The sequence below is a fragment of the Mycolicibacterium vaccae NBRC 14118 = CIP 105934 genome, from assembly GCF_001552715.1.
GTDB classification, from domain to species: domain Bacteria; phylum Actinomycetota; class Actinomycetes; order Mycobacteriales; family Mycobacteriaceae; genus Mycobacterium; species Mycobacterium vaccae.
The window spans coordinates 20,925-31,443 of sequence record NZ_BCRS01000064.1; the positions used below are offsets into that span (position 1 = coordinate 20,925).

The following is a 10,519-nucleotide window of genomic DNA, read 5'->3' on the forward strand; positions in this document are numbered from 1 at the left end:
CCGGCCTGGCAACGGATGAAGTTGGGTGTCGCAGTAGCACCGGACTCTAGTTTTATATCACGTGTGATGTTATAACGGTCGATAGTTTTCTGGATGCCAGAAGGAGGCGCGGGGGGACGTCAGCGGCGAAGCACTTATCTTGCCGGCGGGCAACACTGTCTCCCAATGCCGTTGAGGCACCTGATCGGTTACGTGGAGCAGCATCGTCACGTGGAATTGAGGGCGTTCAGTGGAGGCACAGCGAGGGCGACACGCGAAGCTTCGTGTTGCTGCAGCGCTCTTGGTGGCGGGCTGTCTCGCCGCTGGTGCGATGACCTTGTTGAGTTACCGGGGGGCGTTCACGCCAACCTCCACGGTCACATTGACCGCACCGCGCGCGGGTCTCGTGATGGATCGCGACGCGAAGGTGAAGTTACTCGGTGTGCCGATCGGCAAGGTGTCCGACATTTCCTACGACGGCGCGTCGGCGCAATTGACGCTGGCAATCCGGACGGACGAACTGGTCAAGGTTCCCGCCAATGTCACCGCACGGATAGCAAGCAGCACGATCTTCGGAGCCAAATCCGTCGAACTCCTTCCGCCCACACGGCCGAGTGCCGAGCGGCTCCTGCCCCGCGCGCATCTGCAAGCCGCAGACGTCAGCGTGGAGGTGAACACGTTGTTCCAGGCGCTGGTCGACACGCTGCAGAAGATCAACCCGGTGCAACTCAACGCCACCTTGACCGCACTGGGAGATGGATTGCGCGGCAACGGGAACGATCTGGGTGAAGGCCTGACAACACTGAGCGGTTACCTGGGTGCTGTCAACCCGCACCTTCCGGAACTCCACACGAACCTACGCAAACTCACCAGCGTCGGCGACTTCTACAGCGCTGCCGCCAATGATCTCGTGTCCACCCTGGGCAACACCCCCACCATCAGCGACACGCTCGTCGCCGAGCGGGACAACCTCAGCGCCACCTTGCTGGCCACCACCGGCCTAGCCAACACCGGCACCGAGACCCTCGCTCCGGCCGAAGGCGACCTGATCGCCGCCATCGAGCGTCTGCGCGCCCCATTGGAAGTGCTGCGCGACTACTCACCTGAATTCGGTTGCCTGATCACCTCGTTCGCCAAGGCCTACAAGAAGTTCGGCCCTTACATCGGCGGCATCCAGCCCGCCCTGTTCGTCAACGCGGGCTTCATCCCGGGTTCCCCGGCCTACACCTACCCGGAGAGCCTGCCTCTAGTCAACGCCTCCGGGGGTCCCAACTGCCGGGGACTGCCCGACCTTCCCACCAAACAGAGCGCCGGATCCTGGTATCGGCCGCCTTTCCTCGTCACCGACAACGCCTACGTGCCGTATCAGCCGAACACGGAACTGCAGTTCGACGCCCCGTCCACCCTGCAGTTCCTTTTCAACGGCGCCTACGCAGAACGGGACGACTACTGATGTCGACTCGGGGCGTCGCCGTCAAGGTAGGCATCTTCACGGTGATCATGCTGCTCGTGCTGTCGGGGCTGGTCCTGACCTTCGGCCAGTTCCGATTCGGCACGACCACCACGTTCCATGCCGACTTCACCTCGGTGTCTCGCCTTAAACCCGGCCAGGACGTCCGCATCGCCGGTATCGCCGTCGGGACGGTCAAAAACATCGCCATCAACGGCGACCACGCCACCGTCACCTTCACCGTCGACAAACGCCAGCAGCTCTATGCCTCCACCCACGCGGCGATCCGCTATCAGAATCTGACCGGCGACCGGTACTTGGAAATTCTTGCCGGTCCCGGGGAACTGCGTAAACTTCCTGCAGGAGCGACGATCCCACGCGACCGCACCGAACCGGCTCTCGATCTCGACGCCCTCCTCGGGGGGCTTCGCCCCGTCCTCAAAGGCCTCGACGGGGCCAAACTCAACCAGGTCAGCAACGCCATCATCGAACTGCTCCAGGGCAAGGGCGCCACGCTGTCCACGGTGCTGTCCAACACCGCCGACTTCACCCATGCCATTGCCGGTCGTGACCAACTCATCGGCGAGACCATCGACAACCTCACCACGGTCCTGGCCGCCGCCGACCAGAAGAGCACCGACCTCGACACGAGCGTGGACCAGCTTCAGCAGTTGATCACCAGCCTCAGTCAAGGACGCGACCCTATCGTCAACGCGCTGGAACCGCTGGCCGCTACCGAACGCGATCTCACCGAAGTCCTCAGCACTGCGCGGCGCCCTTTCCAGGCCGTCATCGAGAACGCCGGCCCATTCGCCACCGCGCTCGACGACCGAAAGAAGGACGTCAATGCAACCCTGGAGCCTCTCGCCGAGGACTACCTGCGGCTCAGCGCTCTTGGGGCGTATGGCTCGTTCTTCAACATCTACTTCTGCTCGGTCAAGATCAAGATCAACGGTCCTGCCGGAAGTGACATCATCCTGCCGGCCGTGAAACCGCCGGCATCCAACAACGGCAGGTGTGACTTTGCCAAATAGCCTTCAGCGTCGAGATCCTCTGCGCACCGGTATCTTCGGAATCACCGTCGTCACGTGTCTGGTGCTGGTGTCCTTCGGCTACACCAAACTTCCCTTCTGGCCGCACGGCCAGCGCTACACCGCCTACTTCGCCCACGCCGGCGGCATCGTCACCGGAAACCCCGTGCAGGTCTACGGGCTCACCGTCGGGGAGGTCGACAGCGTCGAACTCGACATCTCGACCAGGGCCGCGCGAGTCAGCTTCACCGTCGATCGCACGATCCGGGTGGGTGATCAGTCACTGGCCGCCATCAAGACCGACACCGTTCTGGGACAACGATCTGTCGCAGTGATCCCCCGCGGCAGCGGAACGGTCGCCACGATACCTCTCGGTCGCACCACGACTCCGTACACCCTCAACAACGCATTGCAAAACCTCGGACGCAATGTCGGTGAGCTCGACCAAGCCAAGTTCGTCGACGCACTCGACACCCTCACCGCGGCGATGCGCGATGCCGCTCCCCAAGTGCGTGCGGCGCTCGACGGCATCACCGCACTGTCCCGCAGCGTCAATCAGCGTGACCACAAGGTGCAACAGCTGCTTCAACACGCCAAGGCGCTGTCCGACATCGTTTCCGCGCGGTCCGACCAGATCAACCAATTGATCACCGACGGCAACGCCCTGTTCGCCGAGCTCGCCGACCGCCGCCAGGCCATCGACCGCCTGATCTCCGGCATCCGGGCACTCGCCAGCCAACTCTCCGGATTCGTCGAGGACAACCAGGAACACCTCAGGCCTGCGCTGACGAAGCTGAACCTGGTCCTGGACAACCTCAACGCGCGCCGCGAGCACATCTCTGCCGCGATTACCGGGCTGCCCTCGTACGCCACCGCTCTCGGAGAAGTCGTCGGCTCAGGTCCGGGGTTCCAGGCCAACGTCTTCGGCGTCCCTCCACCCACCCTCGGTGGGGTACTGCTGGATGCCTACTTCCAGCCCGGCAAACTGCCAGACAGTCTTTCGGACTTCTTACGCGGGTTCATCACCGACCGCGCCGTCATCAGGCCAAAATCGCCATGAGAACTCTCCAAGCAGCATTTCGGCGCCGTCGTCCCCGAGTCGCGCTCATCCTCCTGCTTCTGGGCACGCTGACAGGCGGGGTGATCGCCGCGTGGCCGCGCCCCTCGCCAGTCACGGTCACCGCACACTTCCCTTCCGCGGTAGGCCTGTATCCCGGCGACAATGTCGAAATCCTCGGTGTCCCGGTGGGGTCCGTCTCCAGAATCTCCCCCGGGCCCACGCACACCGAGATCACTTTCTCCGTTCGCCACGGTGTTCCCGTACCCGCCGACGCGTCGGCGATCATCGTGGCCCCGAACCTGCTGTCGGCACGCACCATCGAGTTGGGACCTGTGTACAGCGGCGGACCGACGCTGGCCGACCACGCCGTCATCCCCGCCGAGCGCACCGCCGTCCCGGTCGAATGGGACGACGTGAAAGATCAGCTCACGCAACTGGCCGCTCATCTCGGCCCGCAGAGTGCAGGGATGCAGGGGCCGCTGAGCACGGCGATCAACCAGGCGGCGACCACGTTCGAGGGCAACGGTCAATCCTTCCGCGACGCCATCCGGGAACTGTCCCAAACCGCTGGGCGCCTTGGTGATTCCCGTTTCGATCTCGTCGGGACCGTGAAGAACCTGCGTACCTTGGTCGACGCCCTGTCCACCAGTAACGAACAGATCGTGCAGTTCACCGGCCATGTCGCGGCCCTGTCGCAGGTTTTCGCCGACAGCTCCGCCGACCTCGCCGGGTCACTGGATGCCCTCAACACCGCCCTCGGGCAGGTCAAGACCTTCCTCAACACCAACAACGACACACTCGGCGGCCAGGTCGCCAAACTGACCGAATTCACATCGCTGCTGACCGAGCACAGCGAAGACATCGAGCAGGTGCTGCACGTGGCACCCAACGCGTTGGTGAACTTCTACAACATCTACAACCCGGCGCAAGGATCGATCGGAGCGATCCTGTCCCTGCCCAACTTCGCCAATCCCGTGCAGTTTCTGTGCGCGGGCGTGTTCGACGCCGCGGGCACGCCCGAATACTTCAAACGCACCGAGATCTGTCGGCAACGCATGGGGCCGGTGCTCAAGAGGATCATGATGAACTTCCCGCCGGTCCTGTTCCACCCGATCAACACCATCACCGCCTATAAGGGCCAGATGATCTACGACACCCCCGCCACCCAAGCCAAGGCACAGACACCGCTGTCTCAGCTGCAGTGGTTGCCGCTGCCGGGGGTAAGCCCGCCGACGATGCCGCCCGGCGCCGACCTGGCCGGTCTGCTGCTGCCGCCGGAGGCACCGGACGCGGCGCCACCCGCGACGGAACCAGGGCGATGAACACGCTGCCATGGATGCGCGCCGTGAAAATGTTCACCGCGCTCGGATCCACTGCCGTGATCGCGACGGGTTGCTCGTTCGGCGGGCTCAACTCGCTGAATCTTCCCGGTACCGTCGGCCATGGTGCCGGCTCGTTCACCATCACCGTCGAACTGCCCGATGTGTCCACCCTGCCGCAGAATTCGCCGGTCCTTGTCGGTGACGTGACCGTTGGCAGCGTGTCCGGCCAGCAGGTGATGCAACGGCCCGACGGCACGTTCTACGCATCGCTGCAGCTGTCGCTGAGTTCGTCGGTGCATCTGCCCGCCAACGCCACCGTCACCGTCGGACAGACGTCGCTGCTGGGCTCACAGCACGTCGCGCTCCGCGCCCCGTCAACCGAACCGCCCACCGGCGTACTGGCCGACGGCGCCGCCATCCCGCAACAGCGCGCCGCCCGCTACCCCACGACCGAAGAAGTGCTCTCCAGCCTCGGAGTCGTCGTCAACAAGGGCAATCTCGGTGTGTTGCAGGACATCACCGATGAGCTTCACCGCGCCGTGGCCGGCCGCTCCGGCCAGTTCGCCGGCCTCCTCCCTCAATTGGCCGAACTCACCGCCGCGGTCAGCCGCCAGAGCGACGACATCGTCGCCGCCATGGAATCCATCAACCGCGTGGCATCGAAATTCGCCGCCGACGACACCGTCGTCGCCGATGCGCTGGCCGCACTTCCGGACGCGACCCGCACTCTCAACGCCAACGCCAACCGAATCGTCGAGACCTTCGCCGCACTCCAGCGCATCAGCGAAGTCACGGCCCGAATCCTGGCCCAGACCAAGACCGACATCACCGCCGACATCACGGCTGCCTACGCCGTGGTCAAACCGCTCGCCGATCACGCGCAGGACTTGATCGACGCGCTACCGATCATCGCGACCTATCCCTTCCCCCAGACCGGCATCAAACACGCCGTGCGCGGGGACTACCTCAACGCCATCGCCACCCTGGACCTGACGCAGCGCCGCTTCGGCGAGAACTTCTTCACCACGTCTCCGCTGGACCCGAACATGAAGCACCTCAGCGAAATCCTCACCACTCCCGACTTTCTCATCGGTCAACAAGCCGACCTGTCCGGACAGGCCGCCGACCCCTTCACCATTCCGTCGGCCAAAACTCCCGCAGGCGGGCGATGATGCTCACCCGCACCGTTCGATGGCAGTTGGGCATCTTCGCCACGATCACCGTCCTCGCGCTCGGCGCCGTGGCTGTCTTCTACCTGCGGGTACCCGAAACACTGGGTATCGGGCGCTACACCGTCACCGCCAATTTCGCCGCCAGCGGCGGCCTCTACCCGAACGCCAACGTCACCTACCGCGGGTCGACCGTCGGACGCGTCACCGCCGTCGAACTGACCGATGACCTCAGCGTCGACGTGCGCATGCGCCTCCGATCGGAAGTCGCGATCCCCGCCGACATCACCGCCGCGGCCAAGAGCGTCTCCGCGATCGGCGAGCAGTACGTCGAGCTCATCCCGATGCGCGACCACGAATCCGGCGAGCCGCTGCGGAACGGATCGGTCATCGACCGCTCCCACACCACGCTCAGCGGCAACGTCGCCGGCCTCCTACGAGAAGCCCAGGACCTGGTCAACTCGCTGGACCACAGCCGGCTCAACGACGTGCTCCGCGAGACCGCCACCGCATTCGACCACGCCGGTCCCGAAGTTGCGCGCCTGATCCGTTCGACCTCACAACTTGTCGGCGAACTCGATGGCGCGCGTGAAGACACCACCGCTTTGATCGAGCACCTCGGCCCCTTCCTGGACGCGCAGAACCGCAGCGGTCAGAACATCACCTCGCTGGCCGACGGGCTGGCCCGTTTCACCACTGAATTGCGGGCCGCCGACCCACAACTGCGGACCCTGCTGCAGACAGCACCGGCAGCCGCGGAGGCGGCCACCGACACCTTCGCCGGGATCCGCCCGTCGTTTCCCATGCTCGCCGCGAACCTCGCCAACTTCGGGCGCATCGGGGTCATCTACCACAAGTCCCTCGAGCAGACCCTCGTCGTTCTGCCGGCCGTGACCGCCGTACTCATCAGCTCCGCCGAACAACTACCGCCCGACGAAGGCACCAAAGTCGACTTCAAACTCGGCCTCGACGACCCGCCGCCCTGCAATGTCGGCTTCATCCCCCCGACGCAGATCCGCTCACCCGGCGACCAGACCCTGCGCGAGATCCCCGACGACATGTACTGCAAAGTGCCCCAGAGCTCATCGCTGGTGGTCCGCGGCGCCCGCAACTACCCGTGCCAGGAGTTCCCCGGCAAGCGCGCCCCGACCGTCGCGCTCTGCCGCGACCCGGCCGGGTACGTCCCGATGGGCAATCAAGCCTGGCGTGGTCCCACCGTCGCCGAGGACACACCGATCACCGATCCACGAAACATCCTTCCTCCCAATAAATTTCCATACATTCCGCCCGACGCGGACTACGACCCCGGTCCGCCGGTGGCCGACCTGCCACCCGGGGTTCCCCCCGGGCCCGGGCCCGCCGAGTTCGCCCCGTACCCGCTGCCGGTACCCCCGGTGACGCCAGGCCCGCCGCCTCCGCCGCTGCCCTACAACCCGCCACCGGAATTACACGTTCCGCCCTACGGCCAGCATGGCCCAGCCGGCGGACACAGCTCGTCCCCACCTGCGGGAGCGGCCGAACACACAGCAGCCGAACCTGCCACCGCCCACGTCGCCGTCTACGACTCCGCCAACGGGCTCTTCCAACACCCCAACGGCGATATCGGAGTCTTCACCGCAGCCGACGCCAAGGCGCCGCCCGCAGAGAACTGGGTCGACCTCCTACTCACCCCACGACGTTCGTGACCGTGCGCAGCCCATGCACGCGTCTCACCGTCGCGCACGAATAGGATCTACCCGTGCGGCTCGTGGCCACCTCCCCATTCGCAGAGCACCGCCGGGTCCTGCCCGGCGGGCGTCCCACGACAGCGTCGACGCTGATGACGGCGGTAAACCGATGACGGCCAAGCCTCCACGCGGCGCCACGCCACGACGGTCCCGACACAAAAGCCAGGAACGCGCCGACCGCACACGCGAGCTGGTCATCGAAGAAACCATCAGATGTATTCGCGAAGAAGGCTTCTCCGCGGCCAGCACCCGGCACATCATCGAGCGTGCCGGCGTCAGCACCGGGGTCGTTCAGTACCACTTCGGAGACCGCGACGGCCTCCTCACAGCGGTCATCGACCACGCCATCACCACCCTGGTCACCTCGATCAACGACCTCGCAAACGAAGTCGAAGGCATCACCGATACCGAACAGCGGATGAAAGCCCTCGCCGACGCTGCCTGGAAGGTCTTCCTCAATCCCGCCAGCCTCACTGCGATGGAAATACTGATCGCGACGAGATCACTGCGTTCCAGCCTCGGCATGGAGCAACTCGCCAGCCTCCAACCAGGACTCGAACGCATCGCTCAGATCATTGGCACGCCCTCGCCCCACGCCACCGCAATCACTGACCTTTTATGGGCAGCACCCATGGGCCTGATGGTCGGACAAATGGTCGCAGACGTGCCAGTGCCGACTGAACCACAACGACAGGCCATGGCACAGCTCATGATCGACCACCTGCGTGCCAACCAAGAAAGCGCTGCACCGCGGGGCCGCAAGAGCAACCGCAAGCACTGACACCGGCGACCCGCTGACTCCCGACTACGGAGCGTGAAGTCCGCTGCCGTCAGGACGCTTGTCGGATCTCACACCGCATTCACCAGTGAGGCTGACGTTCGCAAATCCTGGACGCTCGCCACCCATGAGAAAGGCCCCCGGAGTTTCCTCCGGGGGCCTTTCCAACTAGTAGCGGGGACAGGATTCGAACCTGCGACCTCTGGGTTATGAGCCCAGCGAGCTACCGAGCTGCTCCACCCCGCGACGGGTAAAACAAAGGTTACCGGGACGCCGCACAGGCACCAAATCGCCTGTTCAGAACACCCCGCACGCTCGCGAGCGTGCGCCTTCGCAGGAGCAACCGGGGCGTGTCGCCCGCAGACACGCACGCTCGCGACGGAGGTGGGTGGGGTGGCGGAGGCCCTGGCGAGTGGCCTAGGCGGGGATGCGGGCGACCTGGCCGGCGATCAACACCCCGGCGGGGTCGTAGCGATCGGCGATCGCTGCCAACCAGAACAGGGTGTCCTCGTCGTAGCAGCGCGCCAGCCGCGCCTGATCAGCCGCAGGCGCGAAGTTGGGGAACGCCCTGCTGCTCGACCACGGCTCCAGCGCGGCCACCACCTGTGCAGCGTTCACGGGCACCGCAGCAGCGATCTCAGGGGCCAGCACGCCGACGGTGACGAGGGTGAACGGCGCGTCGCGATGGCAGAACGCGCTGCGGTGCGCGGCCGGACGCGCCATGGCCCCACCCAGCTGGCGCAACTCGACGATGGCCTGCAGCGAGCCGGAGTCCGGGCCCGCGGCCGCCAATAGCGCATCAATGGTCTCGGCGGTCACCTCGCGCAGCACCGCGTGGTCCTCGTGCGCGGGCATCGGGTCGACCGGGTCGGCATGCACCGCGCCGATCGCGGCGTACGGCAGTACCGACACCGCGTCGATGACCGGGTCGGCGACCTGACGCATCGGCGCCAGCAGCCGCTCGGCCTCGTCGTGGTCACCGAGGGCTGCGTAGCGCAAGGACACGCTGAACCGTCCCGCCAGCGGCTCCGGCACCTCCGGCAGCGGCGGAAGCTGCTGCAACGCAACCGAGGTGGTCACGCTCTCCGGTAGATCGGCGCACCAGATACGCCAGGCGTGCAGCACCGCCGCCGCGTCGGCGCCGTCGAAATAGAGTGCGCCGCCGTAGAACTCGGCGATCGGCAACAGGTCGATCTCCACGGCCGTGACGATGCCGAGAGTGGACTTGCCACCGCGCAGACCCCAGAACAGATCGGCGTGATTTTCCGGTGTCACGTGCAGGATTTCACCGGTTCCGGTGACCAGTTCAAAGCTACGGACGTGGTCGGAGCACAGCCCGATGCTGCGGACCAACGGCCCGACGCCCCCGCCGGTGAGCAGTCCGACCACACCGACCCCCGGCGCCGAACCGCACGGCGGGGCCAGACCGAAGGGCGTGACCGCGTCGAGCACCTGTTGCCAGCGCAGTCCCGCCCCGAGGCGCGCGGTGCGGTTGGCGGTGTCGATGCTGAGACTGTCCAATTCGGCGGTGAACACCAGCAGCGTGTCCGCACCCACCCCGATCGCGCCGTGACCGGTGGCCTGCACCGCGACCGTGATCCCGTGCGCCGCAGCGAACTTGACGGTGCGTGCCACGTCGTGTGCGGACCTCGCCAGCACCACCGCGGCCGGAGTCACCGGCGCCCCGTTCCACGGGCTGCAGCGGTCGTATCCGGGTTCGCCGGGCAGTGCCAGCGGGCTGCTGATGTGGTCACGCAGCGCGCGCAGCGTCTCGGCGCGCGTCAGATCGACGGGAAGCATCATCGGGTCCTTTCTCGGAAACTCTGCGACAAGCATCACCGCGGCGGCTTGGCGGCGACTTGCCCGGCGATTTAAGAAAGATCCAAGTGCAGCGCCCAGAGGTGAGACAGGCCCCGAAAGTACTACCCGTGACGGCAGCGCAGTGCCGCTACCGCGACGCTTCGCTCGCGAGCCGCCGCGCTGCGGCCACCACCGTGGCCATG

General features: G+C 65.7%; 8 protein-coding genes and 1 tRNA gene. 7 read left to right on the plus strand and 2 right to left on the minus strand.

Features of this window, described 5'->3' with window-relative positions:
• The first annotated feature begins 229 nt into the window (after window positions 1-229).
• From MVA01S_RS14115 to MVA01S_RS14145, 7 genes are all read left to right on the plus strand, one after another.
• Complete coding sequence (locus MVA01S_RS14115; RefSeq protein WP_040540334.1) at window positions 230-1,432, plus strand: MCE family protein; 1,203 nt, start codon at window positions 230-232, stop codon at window positions 1,430-1,432.
• Complete coding sequence (locus MVA01S_RS14120) at window positions 1,432-2,463, plus strand: MCE family protein (protein WP_003929176.1); 1,032 nt, start codon at window positions 1,432-1,434, stop codon at window positions 2,461-2,463. The genes MVA01S_RS14115 and MVA01S_RS14120 overlap by 1 nt, the downstream gene beginning before the upstream one ends.
• Window positions 2,447-3,520, plus strand: a complete 1,074-nt coding sequence (locus MVA01S_RS14125) for an MCE family protein (RefSeq protein WP_390176133.1) — start codon at window positions 2,447-2,449, stop codon at window positions 3,518-3,520. Before MVA01S_RS14120 ends, MVA01S_RS14125 begins: the two co-directional genes overlap by 17 nt.
• The gene (locus tag MVA01S_RS14130; RefSeq protein ID WP_051015220.1) at window positions 3,517-4,842 is read left to right on the plus strand and encodes an MCE family protein; all 1,326 of its coding nucleotides are present in this window, start codon (window positions 3,517-3,519) and stop codon (window positions 4,840-4,842) included. The genes MVA01S_RS14125 and MVA01S_RS14130 overlap by 4 nt, the downstream gene beginning before the upstream one ends.
• Window positions 4,843-4,856: 14 nt before the next feature.
• A complete protein-coding gene (locus MVA01S_RS14135; RefSeq protein WP_003929179.1) occupies window positions 4,857-6,014 on the plus strand; it encodes an MCE family protein in 1,158 nt (385 codons plus the stop codon).
• Window positions 6,014-7,696, plus strand: coding sequence for an MCE family protein (locus MVA01S_RS14140; RefSeq protein WP_003929180.1), 1,683 nt, complete (start codon window positions 6,014-6,016; stop codon window positions 7,694-7,696). The genes MVA01S_RS14135 and MVA01S_RS14140 overlap by 1 nt, the downstream gene beginning before the upstream one ends.
• A 151-nt stretch (window positions 7,697-7,847) precedes the next feature.
• Window positions 7,848-8,519, plus strand: a complete 672-nt coding sequence (locus tag MVA01S_RS14145) for a TetR/AcrR family transcriptional regulator (RefSeq protein WP_003929181.1) — start codon at window positions 7,848-7,850, stop codon at window positions 8,517-8,519.
• 169 nt (window positions 8,520-8,688) lie between these two features.
• Here MVA01S_RS14145 and MVA01S_RS14150 read toward each other — a convergent pair.
• Together MVA01S_RS14150 and MVA01S_RS14155 are read right to left on the minus strand one after the other, a co-directional pair.
• Window positions 8,689-8,762: transfer RNA gene (locus tag MVA01S_RS14150), tRNA-Met, on the minus strand.
• A 171-nt stretch (window positions 8,763-8,933) separates the two neighbouring features.
• Window positions 8,934-10,319: an FAD-binding oxidoreductase gene (locus MVA01S_RS14155; protein WP_003929182.1), complete on the minus strand. Its 1,386-nt coding sequence runs from the start codon at window positions 10,317-10,319 to the stop codon at window positions 8,934-8,936.
• Window positions 10,320-10,519: the final 200 nt, after the last annotated feature.

Excerpts from the sequence above, each read along its gene's own strand:
- MVA01S_RS14120 (WP_003929176.1), top strand. The coding sequence starts at position 1,432 with ATGTCGACTCGGGGCGTCGCCGTCAAGGTAGGCATCTTCACGGTGATC.
- MVA01S_RS14140 (WP_003929180.1), top strand. The coding sequence starts at position 6,014 with ATGCTCACCCGCACCGTTCGATGGCAGTTGGGCATCTTCGCCACGATC.
- MVA01S_RS14135 (WP_003929179.1), top strand. The coding sequence starts at position 4,857 with ATGCGCGCCGTGAAAATGTTCACCGCGCTCGGATCCACTGCCGTGATC.
- MVA01S_RS14145 (WP_003929181.1), top strand. The coding sequence starts at position 7,848 with ATGACGGCCAAGCCTCCACGCGGCGCCACGCCACGACGGTCCCGACAC.
- MVA01S_RS14130 (WP_051015220.1), top strand. The coding sequence starts at position 3,517 with ATGAGAACTCTCCAAGCAGCATTTCGGCGCCGTCGTCCCCGAGTCGCG.
- MVA01S_RS14155 (WP_003929182.1), bottom strand. The coding sequence starts at position 10,319 with ATGATGCTTCCCGTCGATCTGACGCGCGCCGAGACGCTGCGCGCGCTG.